Below are 17,059 nucleotides of genomic sequence, written 5' to 3'. Positions count from 1 at the left end.
ACCGGAATCACTTCAGCTTCGGAGCGACCATAGTGACGCCTGAATCTCCCTTCCCGACCGGTACGGACGAGCCCATGGTCTCCCCGCCCCCCGGTTGCCCCGCGCACGGCATCGGTCCTGGCGGGCTGCGCCGGCTGTACGGCCCCGACGCGGAGGACCTGGGAGCCGTGTACGAGAAGCTGCGGGCCGAGCACGGTCCTGTGGCTCCCGCGCTGTTGCCCGATGACGTGCCCATTTGGGTGGTGCTCGGCCACGCCGAGAACATGCACACGGTGCGCACTCCCTCGCAGTTCTCCCGCGACACCCGGTTGTGGAACTCGATGCAGGACGGCACCGTCAAGCCCGATCACCCGCTCATGCCGCACCTCGCGTGGCAGCCCATCTGCTGCCACGCCGAGGGAGACGAGCACCTGCGGCTGCGCGGCGCCGTGACCGGGGCCATGTCGACCATCGACCACCGGGGCATCCGCCGGTACATCAACCGAGCGACCCAGGAGCTCGTCAACCAGTTCTGTGAGGAGGACCGAGCCGACCTGGTCAGCCAGTTCGCCGAACGCCTGCCAATGATCGTGCTGTGCGAGATCCTCGGTATGCCCGACGAGTACAACGACCAGCTCGTGCAGGCCGCCCGCGACTTGCCCAAGGGCACCGCGACCGCCATCGCCAGCAACGCGTACATCATGGATGTCCTCATGCGGCTCACCATCAGCCGCCGGGCGGAACCCAAGGACGACTTCACCAGCCACCTGATCAACCACCCGGCGCGGCTGAGCGACGAAGAGGTCGGCCAGCATCTGCGGGTCGTCCTGATTATCGCGTACGAGGCCACCGCCAACCTCCTTGCCAACGTCCTGCGCGTGGTGCTCACCGACCCGCGGTTCCGTGCCCAGCTCAGCGGCGGCCAGATGACGGTGCCCGAAGCGGTCGAGCAGTCCCTGTGGGACGAGCCGCCGTTCAGCACCCTCTTGGGCTACTTCGCCAAGCAGGAGACCGAGCTGGGCGGCCAGCGCATCCGCAAAGGTGACGGCCTCCTCGTGGGTCTTGCGCCGGGCAACGTCGACCCACGTGTCCGACCCGACCCCAAGGCCCATATGCAGGGCAACCGCTCCCACCTCGCCTTCAGCGGCGGTCCCCATGAGTGCCCGGGCCAGGACATCGGCCGCGCCATCGCCGAGGTCGGCGTCGACGCGCTGCTGACCCGACTTCCCGACGTCGAACTCGCCTGCCCTGAGGACGAGCTGAGCTGGCGGGCGTCCATCTCGAACCGGCACCTGGCCGAACTGCCGGTGAAGTTCGCGCCCAAGCCCCAACAGGACGTCATGGCGGGCCCCGCGCACCCGGTGGCGGCACAACGTCCCGTCAACTGGCAACCCACCACGCCGCAGCCGCGGACGGCGGCCCAGGAGCCCGTCGCGTCGGAGCCCTCCGCTCCGACGCCGTTGCCCGAACCGACGGTCCGGCGGCCAGGGGTGTTCCGGCGCTTCCTGCGCTGGTGGCGTGGCGAGTGAGCCGACCGAGCAGCGGGGCTACCCAGCCCACTCGTCGTAGGACGACCAGGCCCGCAGCACACGCGGGCTGACGAACCGGTGCTCGCGCCCCGTGATCGGGTCGGTGAACTCCAGGATCCGCGCCAGCAGTTGGAGCGGGCGCCGGAAGTCACCTGCCGCCACGGGGCCGGTCACCACCGGATAGAGGGGATCGCCGAGGATCGGCACCCCCAAGGCGCTCATGTGCACCCGCAGTTGGTGTGTCTGTCCGGTACTCGGTGTCAATCGATACCGGGCACGCCCCTCCCGGTGTTCCAGCAGTTCAACCCGGCTGACGGCGTTGGGCTCTCCCTCGACCTCACGGGCCGCCACCACGCCGCGCTCCTTGACGATCCGGCTGCGCACGGTGCGCGGCAGCTCCAGCGCGGGGGCGTACGGGGCGACCGCCTCGTACTCCTTCGCCACCCGCTTGTCGTGGAACAAGGTCTGATACGCCCCGCGCTCCTCCGGTCGCACAGTGAACAGCACCAGCCCGGCCGTCAGCCGGTCCAGCCGGTGCGCCGCGCTGAGCGTCGGGACACCCAGCTCCCGCCGCAGTCGTGCCAGGGCCGTCTCGGCCACATGGCTTCCGCGTGGCGTGGTGGCCAGGAAGTGTGGTTTGTCGGCCACCACCACGTGCTCGTCCCGGTAGACGACGTCGACCAGGAACGGCACCCGTTCCTCGTCGGGCAGCTCCCGATGGAACCACACGAACATCCCCGGCACATACGCTGTGTCCCTGGACACTGGACGCCCGGTGGCGTCCACGATCCGCCCCGCGTCCAGCATCTCGTCGATCACGCCGGTCCCGGCCGCCAGCCGCGCCACCAGATGATCCCGCACGGTCGCCCAGGCGGTCCCGGCCGGCAACCGGATCCGCACCGGATCCACCCCTTTGCGCTGCGGCAGGGGAGAGGGTGGGGGCGGAGTACGGCGTCTCATCACGATCAAGTCTACGAGGGGCACGGCGGCGAGGACTCTGTCGCGTTTTGGTGGGGCGTACGCGCGCGTGAGATGAGGTGCGAATCCCGCGGCAGTACGCAGTGCGGGTCCTCTTCGGGGCGCACTGCGTAGGTCGCGTACGCATCGGTGCGTACATGCGTGCGCCTTACGCCATGGGCTTGTGGCTGGCACACTCCTAAACTTGTCCAGGTCGCAACAAGCCGCAACACGCGGCCTTGGAGCGGCGTGCTCTTCCTTTCGGCCGAGCGCGTGGGGTGATGTCTGTGGACCTGAGACCAACTGTGGGACAGGCGTTGTCGGAGATGTGGGTTCCAACCGTGGTGGGGGCACTGTCGGCGGAGCGGCTTATCGAACTGGCAGGCGGGGTTGGTGGGTTTGGCCTGCAACGGATCGTCGACTTGCCCAGGGGCGCCCCCGACGCCGACCGGGTCCCGGCGATCGCACCCTTCGACGCTGCGCCGTACACGATTGATCGCCCTCCTGCACATCGGCGGCGCCCTGCCCGGCGCCGGCTGACCCCTCTTCGGCACCTTCACCGCCTGTGCGCCGCCCCTGGGCGGGGCGTTCGACCTGCGCGACGAGTTGCTTGGCGGGTTCGGGGAGCCGGACGCCACCGCAGGTCCCGCCTGGACGATCTTCGCGCAGGTAGACCCTGGTCCTGTTCACGCTCGCCAGCGGTAGGCGGCCACCGCACTGCGCGGACGTCTTGGGCCGTCTGATCGACCACGTGGACCTGATCTAGGCTGACGGCGCCCACATCCGTGCAATCCTGAACGTCATTGGTGCGTTCCCACGTTGAGGACTTGATTGCCCGAAGTCGCGACGCCGTCGTGGCCCTCGTCTCCCCCGCCATCCCGCCATGTCCCTGTCCCAGGCCTCCGTCGCGCGTCTGTGGCGCCCGGCGGACCCCACCATACGGAGGGCGCATGACCGCACCCGGCCCAGGCGTGTTGTCGACCGCTCACTCCGCCCATGGTGCCGCTCCGGTGGCCCATGAGCGGACCGATTGGTGGGGACTGTCCGACATAGACGCAATGTGTCCTCCGGTGAACGAAACGCATCGCAACTGCCTCGCCCGCTGCAACATTCCGCTCGCCGGCCATCAGGGCCACGAGGAGGTCACCGGCCCCCTCGGGCACGCCCCGGACCGTACCCGCCTCGTCGACGGCCCGGCGGACGGCGAAGTCTTCAGGGGCCGATTCCTCAACTGCTGTCCCCGCCCGGCAGCGACATCTGCCATGCCATGCGAACCGCCGGCTTGCCGGCCGCGCGACGGTTCGAGCCGGCCCAGGCGACGTCAGGACGTGCGACGCATGCAACAGGGGAAAGAAGTGTCACAGGAAATTCAATTCTCGATTCCATTACCGGCTTGTAGCAGCCCAGATGGAAAGCGCTGCCGTGCCCGTGCGTGCGCGTGGATGAGGGACGAGGACCTGGTGGGCGGGCCCGGGGCGCTGGACGCGTTCATCCGCACGGTGGATCGCATCGGGCTGGCGTTCGTGATGGACGACCAGCTGTCAGGGCCGGGAGTGCAGGCACCGGGCCTGGTGGTCAGGATCATCGAGGGCGTGACGGCCGTCACGTCGCCCGCTCATGGAACGTCTGCCCCCTCGATGCCCGCCCAGGGTGGGCATTTAGGCCGCCTTACGCTGTTTATCCGAGTCTGGCGTGGTCTGTGGCGGGACCTGTGCGCGCGTATGTCGCAGGACTGGCAGGCGCGATCGGCCCGGAACTGGGCAGACTTCTTCGCCACCTTCCCGCTGGAGGACCACAACCACCGCAACGGCATCATCCTCGACATCGACAGTTACCGCGCTCTGCGCTGCATCAGCGTGGGGGTGGAGCCGTTCCTCGACATGGGCGAGCGCGTCGGCGGCTTCGAAGTGCCCGCCCGGACACAGGACAGTGCGTGGATGAGGCGGATGAGGTACGCAGCATCCGACGCGATCGCCCGGATGAATGACGTACACGGGATGGAACGGGGCGAGCCGCACCGTGACGCGCACAACCACGTCCTGCTGCTGGAGCACGTGCCCCGGCTGTGCGCCCCGCTGGACCTGAACCGACGGGAACGCGACGCCGTGGCGAGGTTCACCGAGGCCCTGTGCATCGGGATATCAGGGGAGAGGAACCGCTCATGGCCACCGACTTCACCACTGGGACAGCACCCAGAGCGTTACCCCTTGTCGGGCATGCACTCCCGCTGATGCGACGCGCGGTCGAGTTCCTCGCCTCGCTGCCCGTTCACGGCGACCTGGTCGAGATCCGGACCGGCCCGACTCGCGCGTGTTTGGAAATACGTCCTTTGCGCCCTGTTGCATCGCGTGCTGCTGGTGGGCGCGTGCCGAGGGCAGGGACGACCGGCTACCACCACTCTGGGGGCAAGCATGCAGATACCGAGCGTTCCCGTTCCCTTTACCGGCAGGATTGACCCGCGCGCCCGCAGCATATGTGCGCAGTCCAAGGAGTGGGTCCAGCGGATGGGCATGATGTCGCCCGGGATGGCCGCCGAGTACTTCGACCGGCTTGCCTACGCCGACCTGGGTACCCGGTACTCCTATGGCGCCACCCGTGAAGGCGCCCAGATCCTGGCCGACCTGACATGCTGGTTCTTCCTTTGGGACGATCAGCACGACCGGTTGATCATCGAAGGCAAGGAATACGAGTGGCGCAGGCAGGTCACTCAGATCCGCGAGGTCGTCCACGACCCCGCCGGCTCTAACGCGGACCATCCGGCACCGCGAGCCCTCGGTGACATCCTGCGCCGCATCCGCCCCCATTTCTCCGGCGTATGGTGGCGCCGCTTCACCCAGCACTGGGACGGAGTAGTGGCAGCCAACGACCGTGAGTTCGACAACCGCAGCGCTGGTGCCAGTGAAACCATCGACAACTACATCGAGCTCCGGCGCCGCTCCGTGGCCATGATCATGTGGATGGACCTGGTCGAACTGGCAGCCCAGACCGAACTGCCGCCGCAGCTCTACCACACCCCCGAGTACCAGACCTGCGTGACCGCGACGGTCGACTACTGCGCCTGGTGCAATGACCTGCATTCCCTGGCCAAGGAAAGGAGCGCTGCCGATACCTCCAACATCGTCACCGTGATCAGCCGTGCCCGCGGCTGCAGTCTTGAAACAGCCGTTGAGGAGACCCTCCAGCGCATGGCCGCCCGCATCGAGGACTTCCGCCAAGCCGAGCAGACGCTCACCAACCGCATCGCACACGGCATGCACCTTGATGAGGCCGTGCGGCAAGGGCTGCACCGCTGTCTGCTGAGCATGAGGGACTGGAACGCCAACATGGATGCCTGGCACCGCATCTCCGCCCGCTACCTCGACGCCGCCCCCGGCGTCCGGCTCCAGTACTACAACGAGGACCTGGCCCGGCTGGACAAGCTTGAGATGTTGATCAAGGGCACGGAACGCTCTCGGGACGGCTCGTGGAGATATGTCTGACGCCCAATGGGAGCGGCTGGAGCCGCTGTTGCCGCCGATCCCGAGGATGGGCAGGCCACCGCGAGATCGTCGGCATGTCTTCGACGGGATCTGGTGGCGCGCTCGGACCGGCTCGCCCGGGAGAAATTGCCACCTCGCGGTTGACACCTCCTCCGCCGACTCCGTGGAGGCGGTCGGCGGCTGGAGCGAGGGCTGGCGCAAGGACTGGGAGGAGGAGCGGCCCGCGCAGTGGGCCTTCGTGGACGTGAACACCGGCCGTCTGCTGGGCCGTGTGGCGCTGCGCGAGACACGGCTCGATGAGGGCACGGCCGAAGTCGCCTACTGCACCACCGTCGAGGCCCGCGGCAAAGGCGTCGCCGCCCGCGTGACGACTGCTCTGGCCCGCTGGGCCCTGGACGACATCGGATTCCATTGCCTGGACCTCCTGCACGCCGCCCGCCACGAGGCATCCTGCACGCACGCGTGCAGGACGACTGATCGGACAGGTCAGCCGGCCCCGTCCTGAACGGTCGTCTCCGGTACGGCTGTCGAGGCGGCCTTGAGGCCGCGGTACGCGCGGAATGCCGTGCCCGCGACGACCGTGGCGCCCAGGAACAACACCGTGAACCACTGGAAGTACCAGTGCCCACCCGCCGGGTCGTACACCGCGGCCCGTGGCCAGGCGAGGTTGACGGTCATGACGAGGCCGTAGAGCAGGGCAAGGGCATTGACCGGGGCGCCCCAGCGGCCGAGGGAGAAGAGGCGGGCGCCCGTCTCGTCGGTGCCGTCGGTCGTGAAGCGGCCGCGCAGGCGGGCCACAAGCAGGGGCCCGGTGACCATCGCGTACGCCAGGTACAGCATCACGATGCAGGTCGTGCCGATGGCCAGGAACGCCTCCGGCGAGGCGAAGTTGAGCAGCAGCAGGGCCGCCGCGAGGACGCCGACCACCACGGCGGGGGCGTTGGGCATGCCGGTGCGGGGGTTGACCTTCGCGAGGCGCCGGGAGAACGGGAGTTGGCCGTCGCGGGCCATCGAGAACAGCATCCGACAGGCCGCCGTCTGGATGGCGAGGGTCGCCACCGTGATCGCCACCACCACGTCGGCCAGCAGCGCCCGGCCCACACCGTCGCCCAGGCTGCTCGTCAGGACGTAGCTCAGACCGTCGACCGCCAGCCGGCCGTCCGTGAGGCTGGGCGCGGCGAGCAGCCCGCCCAGCACGAGCAGCCCGCCGAGCAGGCCCGCGGCGCCCAGTGCAGTGAGGATCGTGCGGGGCGCGGTGCGGCGCGGATGGTGTGTCTCCTCGCTCATCTCGCCCGCGCTGTCGAAGCCGATCATCACGTACGCCGCCGTGAACGACCCCACCAGCAGCGCGCCCAACAGGCCGGACTGGGCGGCGCCTTCGGTGTGGAAGGTGATGCCGGGGGAGCGCTCGGAGTGGGTCAGCAGCAGCGTGATGATCAGTACCGCGCCGATGATCTCGGCGGTCACACCGACGCGGTTGACCAGCGACAGCACTCGGTTGTCCATGAGGTTCACGACTGTGGTGAGGGCCAGCAGGATCACGCCGAGCAGTGCCGCGTTGGCCGCGCCGTCCGCCGAGGTCGGCGTGGGGTCGGTGCCGATCAGCTGGAAGCCGGACCAGAGCGCCGGCAGCACCATCTGCAGCGCCAGCGCCGCCGCCGCGACCACCACGATCTGCCCGATCACCATGATCCAGCCGGCGAACCAGCCGAAGGTGACGTTCGAGAGCCGCGACGACCACTGGTAGATCGCGCCCGAGATGGGATAGCGCGCGGCCAGCTCCGCGAAGCACGCCGCCACCAGCAGCTGCCCGACGAGTACCGCGGGCCAGGCCCAGAAGAAGACCGGGCCGCCGAACGCGTACCCGAACGCGAAGAACTGGAAGACCGTGGTCAGGACGGAGATGAAGGAGAAGCCCGCCGCGAACGAGGCGTACCGGCCGAGGCTGCGGTGCAGTTCCTGGCGGTATCCGAAGGCGGCGAGGGAGTGCTCGTCAGGGTCGTGCGGTGGGTCGGGGCGAGGTGCGGCGGGGGCGGTGCTCGTCATGGCGGCAACCTGCTTTCGCACAGCGGCGCGAGAATTCCTGTCGGGCGACAGAAATTAGGGAGGGGCTGTTTCGAATGCATGACGTGCTCATGTCCGAGGCGATCCTAAGTCCTCACGGATCGGCGGCGCGGCCTCGCGTGGATGCCGGCGCGAAGATCAAGGCATGCTCGAGCGGTCCGTCCTCCGCCTTCATGGCGCCGTCGCGGATGCCCGCCCGGGTGCGGCAGTCGGCCGACGTCGGCCCGCTCAGCCGGGCGATGGGTTGCCGGCGCCGGCGGCGGCACGGCGAAGGGGCGGCTCCCGTGAAGGTGCCGCCCCTTTGGGTCCACGCAGGGCTACGCCGCCGGCGCCGCCCCCTCCTGCTCCGCCTCGATCCGTGCGTTCCAGTCCCGCTTGGAGGCCTGCCAGCCGTCCTCGTTGTGGCCGAGCCGCCAGTAGCCGGAGATCGACAGGTCCTCGCGGGCCACGCCGCGCTCGACCCGCAGCAGCTGGCGCAGCTCCTTCACGAAGTGCGCCTCGCCGTGCACGAACGCATGCACCCGGCCCTCGGGGAACTCCAGCGCGCGCACGGCCTCGACCAGCGCCTCACCGACGGGGCGGGAGCCGCGGTGCAGCCAGAAGACCTCCACATCGGAGTCGATCTTCTGCTCCTCTTCGGGGCCGGCGATCTCCACGAAGGCGTACGCCGTGGCGCCGTCGGGCAGTGACTCCAGGGAGCGGGCGATCGCGGGCAGCGCGCTCTCGTCACCGACGAGCAGATGCCAGTCGGCGTCCGGGGCGGGGGCGTAGGCGCCGCCGGGACCCATGAAGCGCACGGTCTCGCCGGGCTGGGCGCGCATCGCCCACGGGCCGGCCAGGCCCTCGTCGCCGTGGAGCACGAAGTCCAGGGTCAGTTCACGTTGCTCGGGATCCCAGGCCCGCACGGTGTACGTCCGCGTCACCGGCCACTGCTCGCGCGGCAGCTCCTCGCGGATGCGCTCCAGGTCGAAGGGTTCGGGGTAGCTCACGCCCTCGGGGGAGAACAGCATCTTCACGTAGTGATCCGTGCAGGTGTCCGCCGCGAAGTCGGCGAGCCCCTCGCCGCCCAGCACCACGCGCTGCATGTGCGGGGTCAGCCGTTCGGTACGGACGACCTGCGCGGAGTGGGGCCTGCGCGGCTTGCGGGCAGGGCGTAGTGCCATCACTGACCTCCCTCGTTCCAAGCTTAGGTTTACCTAAGTTAGCACCTCCATGCGCTGAATGGCGCTGTGACTCGCTACGACTCGTTCACGAACGGGTGCATATCGCGCACACAAGGAACTAATTCCCCGCGCCAGTAACCCCATGCACTGCCTCGGGACCCCTTCGCGCCCCCGGCGTCGGCACGCCCCCGGACGCCCACATGCCCGCGGACGCGCTCACGCCCCCAGGGTCACGAGCAGCCGCTGCAGCGACCCGCCGAGCCCCCACCGCATCGCCAGCTCGTCCAGCCCCGCCGGATCCCGGGGCGTACGTGGCAGCGCCGTGTCGACGTCCGGCAGCGGGACGTCGCCCGCGACCCGCACCACGGTCGGCGCGACGGAGACGTACGGCCGCGACTCGTCCAGCCGCTTGCGCTGCGAGGGCGTCAGCTTCGCCTTCGGGTCGTCGACCGCCGCCATGATCCCGGCCAGGTCGCCGAACTCGGCCAGCAGCTTCGCGGCCGTCTTCTCACCGATGCCGGGCACGCCGGGCAGACCGTCGCTCGGGTCGCCGCGCAGCAGCGCCAGATCCGCGTACCCCCGGCCGTCGACGCCGTACTTCTCGCGCAGCCATGCCTCGTCGGTGAGCTGGAGGGTGCCCACGCCCTTGAGCGGGTACAGCACCCGCACCCCGCGCGCGTCGTCCACCAGCTGGTACAGGTCGCGGTCGCCGGTGACGATGTCGACGGGGCCCTTCGCCCGCGCGGTGAACGTGCCGATCACGTCGTCCGCCTCGTACCCCTCGACCCCCACGCGCGCGATGCCGAGCGCGTCGAGGACGGCCTCGATGACCGGCACCTGCGGCGACAGGGTGTCGGGCACCTCCTCCTCGTCGGGCCCCACCTCGTGCTCCTCGGCGACGCGGTGGGCCTTGTAGGAGGGGATCAGGTCGACCCGCCACTGGGGCCGCCAGTCGGCGTCCATGCAGGCCACCAGCGCGTCCGGGCGGTGGTCCTTGACCAGGCGGTCGATGAAGTCGAGGAGCCCGCGCACGGCGTTCACCGGCGTGCCGTCCGGGGCCTTCACGGAGTCCGGGACGCCGAAGTAGGCGCGGAAGTAGAGCGAGGCGGTGTCGAGGAGCATCAGTCGTCCGGTCACGCCACGCATCATGCCGTACGGCACTGACACCGGCCCGCTGGTGCGCGGACAGCCGCTCTTCGATGCGCAACGCGTTGCGGTGTGCGCCTGCACTGTGGGCTGGACCACTTGTGCGTTTGCGATCGGGGAACGAGGGCAGGCGCCCCGCCCGGAGCGATGCGCTTGCACATTCAACTGTTGCGCCCGTCGCTCTCTTCTCATTTGCCGTCGAGACAAGAGGTACCCGTGTCATCCAGGCTTGAGGCCGAACACCTCTACAAGGTGTTCGGCAGACGACCGGACGAGGCTGTCGAGCGGCTCCGCCAGGGAGCCGACCGGGAGGAGCTGCGCGCCGACGGCACCACCGCCGCCGTGATCGACGCCTCCTTCACCGTGGAACCGGGCCAGATCTTCGTCGTCATGGGTCTGTCCGGGTCCGGCAAGTCCACTTTGCTGCGCATGCTCAACGGGCTGCTGGAGCCGACCGCGGGTCACGTCCGCTTCGACGGCCAGGACCTGACCGCGCTCGGCGACCGCGAGCTGCGTGAGGTCCGCGCGCAGAAGATCAGCATGGTGTTCCAGCACTTCGCGCTGTTCCCGCACCGCAGCGTCCTGGAGAACGCCGCCTACGGCCTCGGTGTCCAGGGCGTGCCCCGCGCCGAGCGCGAGAGGCGCGCCGCCGAGGCCCTGGAACTGTGCGGTCTGGCCGGCTGGGAGAAGTCCTGGCCCGACGAGCTGTCCGGCGGCATGCAGCAGCGCGTGGGCCTCGCCCGCGCCCTCGCCACCGACGCCGACCTGCTCCTCATGGACGAGTCCTTCAGCGCGCTCGACCCGCTGATCCGCCGTGACATGCAGGACCAGCTGCTCCAGCTCCAGCAGACCCTGAAGAAGACGATCGTCTTCATCACCCACGACCTCAACGAGGCCATGCGCCTGGGCGACCGCATCGCGGTCATGCGCGACGGCCGCATCGTCCAGACCGGCAGCGCCGAGGACATCCTGATCCGCCCCGCCAACGACTACGTCGCCTCCTTCATCCAGGACGTCGACCGCTCCCGCGTCCTGACCGCGGCGGCCGTCATGGACGAGGACGTCCGCGGCGACGAGGTCGGCTGCGGCTGCGAGACCGCGACGCCGGACACCCCCTTCACCGAGCTCTGCGCGATCAGCGCCCGACTGACGCACCCCGTGGCAGTCATCGACAAGAAGGGGAGACTCGTCGGCCGCGTCCCCAGACAACGCCTTGTCGGCCTCCTCGGCGACCAGCAGGGCGAGCCGGAGCCCTGCGACAACCCGCGCGGCACCCGCGACGGGAAGGTGATCGCCAATGCCTAGGATCCACTTCGGTGACTGGATCGAGGACCTGGTGGGCTGGCTCCAGTCCCACCTGACCTGGGTGTTCGACATCATCAACACCGTGCTCGGCGGCATGTACGACGCTGTCGACGCCGTCCTCGGCGGCGGCGAGCCGCTGCTGATGGCCGGCATCCTCGCCGTGGTCGCGTGCTGGCTGCGCGGTCTGCTGCCCGGTACTCTGGCCTTCGTCGGCCTCGCCCTGATCGACTCGCTCGGTCTGTGGGACGACGCGATGGACACGCTCTCGCTCGTCCTCGTCGCCGCGGTCATCACCATCGTGTTCGCGGTGCCGCTGGGCATCTGGGCCGCCCGCAGCGACCGGGTCAGCGCCCAGCTGCGGCCGGTGCTCGACGTCATGCAGACGATGCCGGCCTTCATCTACCTCATCCCCGGCGTCATGTTCTTCGGCGTCGGCACCACCCCCGGCCTCCTCGCGACGATCATCTTCGCCATGCCCCCGGGCGTGCGGATGACCGAGCTCGGCATCCGACAGGTGGACGGCGAACTGATCGAGGCGGCCGAGGCGTTCGGCACCAGCCCGCGCACCACACTGGCACGCGTCCAGCTGCCGCTCGCGCTACCGACGATCATGGCCGGGGTCAACCAGGTGATCATGCTGGCCCTTTCGATGGTGGTCATCGGAGGCATGGCCGGGGCCGGCGGCCTCGGTGAGCAGGTCTACTCCGCCATCACCCAGCTCAAGGTCGGCCTGGCCGCCGAGAGCGGTGTGGCCGTGGTCGTCCTCGCGATGTACCTGGACCGGATGACCGGCGCGCTGGGCCAACGGGTGTCCCCGCTCGGCCGCCGCGCCGCGGCCAAGGCGGCGGTCGCTGCCGCGGGCCGCTTCAGGCTCGCGCAGTACAAGCCGGGCGGCGCGGTGGCGGTCATCGGCGTCGCGGTCCTCGCCCTCGTCGCCGGCGGCATGAACCTGACCGGCTCCGACGGCAGCGCGCAGACCGCCGCCGGGAACAGCACGAACGTGGGCCAGGGCAAGAAGATCAACCTCGGCTACATCCCCTGGGACGAGGGCACCGCCACCACGTACCTGTGGAAGGAGCTCCTGGAGCAGCGCGGCTACGCGACCGACGTCAAGCAGCTCGACCCCGGTCCGCTCTACTCCGGCCTGGCCCGCGGCGACATCGACTTCCAGACCGACGCCTGGCTGCCGACCACGCACAAGGCGTACTGGGACAAGTACAGCTCCCAGCTCGACGATCTCGGCGCCTGGTACGGGCCCACCTCGCTGGAGTTGACGGTTCCGTCGTATGTGAAGGGTGTCGACTCGCTCGCCGATCTGAAGGGCCGGGGCAAGGAGTTCGGTGGGAAGATCATCGGCATCGAGGCGAGTGCCGGGATGATGGGGACGCTGAACAAGTCGGTGCTGAAGGCGTACGGCCTGGACGGCGAGTACAAGGTGGTCTCGTCGAGTACGTCGTCGATGCTCGCGGAGCTGGACCGGTCGATCAAGAAGCGTGAGCCCGTGGTGGTGACGCTGTGGTCGCCGCACTGGGCGTACGGCAAGTACGACCTGAAGAAGCTCAAGGACCCCGAGGGTGCCTGGGGCAAGGGCGAGCAGATCCACACCGTCGCGCACAAGGGCTTCGACAAGAAGGACCCGGCCGTCGCGAAGTGGCTGAAGGACTTCAAGCTCACCGAGACGCAGCTGACGAGCCTGGAGAACGACATCCGCGCGGCGGGCGAGGGCCAGGAGCAGGACGGCGTGCGCGCCTGGCTGAAGAAGAACCCCGGCCTGGTCGACAAGCTCGCCCCGGTCGCCGGCGGCGCGAAGGCGCAGGGCCGGGACGCGGGCAAGACCGTCGACATGGGCTACTTCCCGTGGGACGAGGCCATCGCCGCCACCTACCTCTGGCAGAACATCCTGGAGGACCGCGGCTACAAGCCGAACGTCAAGCAGCTCGACCCCGGCCCGCTCTACACCTCGCTCGCGCAGGGGCAGATGGACGTACAGCTGGACGGCTGGCTGCCGACCACGCACAAGGAGTATGTCGACCGCTTCAAGGGGAAGTTGGACGACCTCGGTGCGTGGTACGGGCCCACCTCGCTGGAGTTGACGGTGCCGTCGTATGTGAAGGGTGTCGACTCGCTCGCCGATCTGAAGGGCCGGGGCAAGGAGTTCGGTGGGAAGATCATCGGCATCGAGGCGAGTGCCGGGATGATGGGGATGCTGAACAAGTCGGTGCTGAAGGCGTACGGCCTGGATGGCGAGTACAAGGTCGTGTCGTCGAGTACGTCGTCGATGCTCGCGGAGCTGGACCGGTCGATCAAGAAGCGTGAGCCCGTGGTGGTGACGCTGTGGTCGCCGCACTGGGCGTACGGCAAGTACGACCTGAAGAAGCTCAAGGATCCCGAGGGTGCCTGGGGCAAGGGCGAGCAGATCCACACCGTGGCCAAGAAGGACTTCGGCCAGGAATTCCCCGAACTGAACGGCTGGCTGAAGAACTTCAGGCTGACCGAGGGGCAACTCGCCTCACTGGAGGTGGAGATCCAGAAGGGCGGCGCCGGAAACGAGAAGGAGTCCGCCCGCCGGTGGATGGACGCCAATCCGGGGATCGAGGACGAGCTGGCGCCTGTGACGGGATAGCTCGCAGGCCCTGACACGGAAAAACGCACCGGGTGCGGGATTCATGCGTACGTGAATCCCGCACCCGGTGCTGTTTGCGTCACCGCCGGCATCGACCGGACCAGGACCCGTCCGCGCCTACGACAAGGATCCGGCCAACCACGCAGCGCTACCCCACCCCCCGAGCCCTCATGCCTCGGCCAGGCACTCCACCCGCAACCACGAGGGAACACAGGAGGCGGCCGCAGCATTGAAATGAACACGGGGTACTCGTGCTGATCGGGAGTCAGCGGTGCCGCGCGGGCGGTCGACGCGTCCGGCAGCCGGTCCCGCTGGCGCGAACCGATGGGTCGTACTCCCCCTGCTGTGCCGTCGATGTGACGGCCGCATGAAACGGTTTGCCGAACATGCGTAGGGTGCAGAGAACTCAACAGAAGGTGTGCCCCGGGAAGCGGGCGCGAGGACATCGGACCGACGAGCGAAGGAGGGAGCCGAAGCGATGGGCGACCACAAAGAACAGTCCCTTCGAGTGGGCGCGGCCGTGCGACGGCGGCGCCGCGCGCTGGAGCTCACCCTTGCCGTCGTCGCCGAGCGCAGCGGCTTGTCGGTGCCCTTCCTGAGCCAGGTCGAGAACGACCGGGCACGCCCCAGCAGAAGCTCCCTGGAAAAGGTCGCCGACGCGCTGCGTACGACCGCCGTCGAACTCCTCGCCGCGGCCGACCCGGCGTGCAGTGTGGACGTGGTGCGGGCCGACGGCACGGAGCTGGTGCCGGAACCCCGGGTGCGTTCCCTGGTGCGCGGTCACCATCAGATGCACGCCTCGGAGTTCACCGGCGACCATGACGCGGGCCGTGAATTCCAGTACCGCAACGACCAGTTGATGTACGTCGCCGACGGCGCCGTGGAGATCGAGGCGGAGGGGCGCGCGTACCGCCTCGGCCGCGGTGACACCCTGTACCTCACCGGCGGGGTGCGCCACCGCTGGCGGGCGACCGTGCCGGACACGCGTGTGGTCGTCGTCGCGGTGGCGGAGCACATCGAGGCGGGCCGGGACCGGCCGGGGCGCTGATGCGCGTCGTCTCCCTGGTGCCGTCCCTGACGGAGGCCGACGCCGTCTCGGCCCCCGGTGCCCTCGTCGGCGCCACGGACTGGTGCAGCCATCCGGCCGCCCTGGACGTCACCCGGGTCGGCGGCACCAAGAACCCCAAGGTCGACCGGATCCTCGCCCTCGCCCCCGACCTGGTGATCGCCAACGAGGAGGAGAACCGCGAGCCCGACCTCGCCGCCCTCCGCGCGGCCGGCATCGAGGTCCTGGTGACCGAGGTGCGGGACGTCCCGCAGGCCTTCCGGGAACTGGCTCGGGTGCTGGACGCCTGCGGAGCGACGGCCCGCCCGCGCTGGCTGGACGAGGCGGAGCGGACCTGGTCGTCGCTGCCGCTCCCCGAACGCCGTACGACGGCCGTGGTCCCGATCTGGCGACGCCCCTGGATGGTGCTGGGCCGCGACACCTTCGCGGGCGACGTACTGACCCGCCTCGGCGTGGACCACCTCCACGCCACGCACGAGGACCGCTACCCCCGCATCCCCCTGGACGACCTGAGAGCAGCGGCCCCGGACGTCGTCGTCCTCCCCGACGAGCCGTACCGCTTCACGGCCGACGACGGCCCGGAGGCGTTCGCCGGCCTGCCCTGCGCGCTCGTCAGCGGACGGCACCTGACGTGGTACGGCCCGTCACTGGCCGAGGCACCGCGGGTGCTGTCCGAGGCCCTGCGAGCAGCGCACCGCTGAGCAGACCGCGGCCGGTGCACACGGCGGCGACGGCCCAGGCGCCGACCAGCACGACACACAGCCCGATGGAGAGCCGGCTGTAGATCACGAGCCCGGTGTGCCGGGCGAGCGCCGCGGCGCCGGTGACGCAGGTGCCGACGGGGAAGGTGAACGCCCACCACGTCATCGCGAACCCCATGCCGTGCCGCCGGGCCCGCAGCACGTGGGCGGTGGCGAGCCCGAACCACAGGAGCGCGAAGCCCATGACCGGCACACCGTAGAGCACCGCGAGAACGCCGAAGGCCTGGCTGTACGGCGCCGGGACCACGCCGGGTGCGACGTCGGCGAACATGCCGACGGCGGTGGTCGACTGCCCGAGCGGACCCAGCACCAGGAACAGGGTCGGGGTGAGGGCGAGAGGCAGGGGCCCGCCCGCGACCAGCCGGGCGAAGACCAGCGGCAGCATCAGCAAAGTGGCGAGCAGACTCAGCCCGAACAGCGCGAAGCAGGCGAGCAGCAGGGTCTCCTGGGCCTGCCCGGGCGGCAGATGCGGCACCAGGAGCGGCCCGAGCGCCGCGGACACCATGGGTGCGACGAGCGGCAGCAGCCACACGGGCGTGGCCTGTGACGGCTCTGTGCGGTGGCGTACGGCCATGAGGTACGGCACGGCGACCGCGGCCGCCAGCCCGAGGACCGTGCCGGCGGTGAACAGCACGGCGTCGAGCGCGACCGCCGCGCCGGTCCCGATCCAGTCCTGTCCGACGGCCAGGGCGCCGCCGCCGACGGCCGTCAGGGCCATGGACAGGCAGCCGTAGAAGGGCGCCGTGGCCGGGTCGAGGAGGTGGGCGCGGGCCTGGTCACGGTGGTGGGTCCAGTGCAGGGCACGGGCGCCGAGCAGGGCGACGAGCAGGGTGAGGGAGAGGGCCCAGACGACGGTGCATGCGGTACGCAGGCCGGGGAGGTGCAGCGGCAGTCCGGCTCCGGCGGTGGCGACGGCTGCGGTGCCCATGACGGACGCGTACCAGTTGGGTCCGAGATGACGGACGGCGGTGACCATGAACTCAGCGT

At 69.7% G+C, this 17,059-nt stretch carries 13 protein-coding genes and 2 pseudogenes; 10 read left to right on the top strand and 5 right to left on the bottom strand.

The genetic code is table 11. The features are described 5' to 3' along the window. The first annotated feature begins 74 nt into the window (after positions 1-74). On the top strand, positions 75-1,508 hold the full coding sequence (locus AB5J49_RS09475) for a cytochrome P450 (protein ID WP_369168083.1): 1,434 nt from the start codon (positions 75-77) through the stop codon (positions 1,506-1,508). An 18-nt stretch (positions 1,509-1,526) separates the two neighbouring features. Here the strand turns inward: AB5J49_RS09475 and AB5J49_RS09470 are convergent, their stop codons facing one another. After that, positions 1,527-2,468, bottom strand: a complete 942-nt coding sequence (locus AB5J49_RS09470; protein WP_369168082.1) for an RluA family pseudouridine synthase — start codon at positions 2,466-2,468, stop codon at positions 1,527-1,529. Between the two features lie 947 nt (positions 2,469-3,415). Here AB5J49_RS09470 and AB5J49_RS09465 point away from each other — a divergent pair. From AB5J49_RS09465 to AB5J49_RS09445, 5 genes and pseudogenes are all read left to right on the top strand, one after another. Next, positions 3,416-3,643 (top strand): annotated as a pseudogene (locus AB5J49_RS09465) (hypothetical protein); the annotation flags it as partial. A gap of 264 nt (positions 3,644-3,907) precedes the next feature. Then, positions 3,908-4,696: a terpene synthase family protein gene (locus tag AB5J49_RS09460; protein ID WP_369175092.1), complete on the top strand. Its 789-nt coding sequence runs from the start codon at positions 3,908-3,910 to the stop codon at positions 4,694-4,696. Then, positions 4,627-4,776 (top strand): annotated as a pseudogene (locus AB5J49_RS09455) (cytochrome P450); the annotation flags it as partial. The gene AB5J49_RS09460 and the pseudogene AB5J49_RS09455, both read left to right, overlap by 70 nt. A 100-nt stretch (positions 4,777-4,876) precedes the next feature. Then, a complete protein-coding gene (locus AB5J49_RS09450; RefSeq protein WP_369168081.1) occupies positions 4,877-5,944 on the top strand; it encodes a hypothetical protein in 1,068 nt (355 codons plus the stop codon). Then, entirely contained in the window at positions 5,937-6,449 is a 513-nt protein-coding gene (locus tag AB5J49_RS09445) for a GNAT family N-acetyltransferase (RefSeq protein ID WP_369168080.1), read from the top strand. Before AB5J49_RS09450 ends, AB5J49_RS09445 begins: the two co-directional genes overlap by 8 nt. Here the strand turns inward: AB5J49_RS09445 and AB5J49_RS09440 are convergent. The 3 genes from AB5J49_RS09440 to AB5J49_RS09430 all read right to left on the bottom strand — a co-directional run bounded on the left by AB5J49_RS09440 (position 6,431) and on the right by AB5J49_RS09430 (position 10,317). Then, on the bottom strand, positions 6,431-7,990 hold the full coding sequence (locus AB5J49_RS09440; RefSeq protein ID WP_369168079.1) for an amino acid permease: 1,560 nt from the start codon (positions 7,988-7,990) through the stop codon (positions 6,431-6,433). The two genes, AB5J49_RS09445 and AB5J49_RS09440, sit on opposite strands and share 19 nt — an antisense overlap. 335 nt (positions 7,991-8,325) lie before the next feature. After that, entirely contained in the window at positions 8,326-9,171 is an 846-nt protein-coding gene (locus AB5J49_RS09435) for a siderophore-interacting protein (RefSeq protein WP_369168078.1), read from the bottom strand. 216 nt (positions 9,172-9,387) lie between these two features. Beyond that, complete coding sequence (locus AB5J49_RS09430; protein ID WP_369175091.1) at positions 9,388-10,317, bottom strand: 5'-3' exonuclease H3TH domain-containing protein; 930 nt, start codon at positions 10,315-10,317, stop codon at positions 9,388-9,390. A gap of 216 nt (positions 10,318-10,533) precedes the next feature. On the opposite strand from AB5J49_RS09430, the gene AB5J49_RS09425 reads away from it, so the two are divergent. The 4 genes from AB5J49_RS09425 to AB5J49_RS09410 all read left to right on the top strand — a co-directional run bounded on the left by AB5J49_RS09425 (position 10,534) and on the right by AB5J49_RS09410 (position 16,012). Further along, positions 10,534-11,622, top strand: coding sequence for a glycine betaine/L-proline ABC transporter ATP-binding protein (locus AB5J49_RS09425; RefSeq protein WP_369168077.1), 1,089 nt, complete (start codon positions 10,534-10,536; stop codon positions 11,620-11,622). Then, positions 11,615-14,245, top strand: a complete 2,631-nt coding sequence (locus tag AB5J49_RS09420) for an ABC transporter permease/substrate binding protein (protein WP_369168076.1) — start codon at positions 11,615-11,617, stop codon at positions 14,243-14,245. The genes AB5J49_RS09425 and AB5J49_RS09420 overlap by 8 nt, the downstream gene beginning before the upstream one ends. A 478-nt stretch (positions 14,246-14,723) precedes the next feature. After that, complete coding sequence (locus tag AB5J49_RS09415) at positions 14,724-15,293, top strand: helix-turn-helix domain-containing protein (protein WP_369168075.1); 570 nt, start codon at positions 14,724-14,726, stop codon at positions 15,291-15,293. Then, positions 15,293-16,012 carry a helical backbone metal receptor gene (locus tag AB5J49_RS09410; RefSeq protein ID WP_369168074.1) on the top strand — a complete coding sequence of 240 codons (720 nt, stop codon included), beginning with the start codon at positions 15,293-15,295 and terminating at the stop codon, positions 16,010-16,012. Before AB5J49_RS09415 ends, AB5J49_RS09410 begins: the two co-directional genes overlap by 1 nt. Here AB5J49_RS09410 and AB5J49_RS09405 read toward each other — a convergent pair. Then, positions 15,924-17,048 carry a TDT family transporter gene (locus AB5J49_RS09405; RefSeq protein ID WP_369175090.1) on the bottom strand — a complete coding sequence of 375 codons (1,125 nt, stop codon included), beginning with the start codon at positions 17,046-17,048 and terminating at the stop codon, positions 15,924-15,926. The two genes, AB5J49_RS09410 and AB5J49_RS09405, sit on opposite strands and share 89 nt — an antisense overlap. Between the last annotated feature and the right edge of the window lie 11 nt (positions 17,049-17,059).

This window comes from Streptomyces sp. R28, assembly GCF_041052385.1.
Lineage (GTDB): Bacteria > Actinomycetota > Actinomycetes > Streptomycetales > Streptomycetaceae > Streptomyces.
Note: the sequence above shows the minus strand (reverse complement) of the source record. Positions and strands in the feature narration are given on the sequence as shown.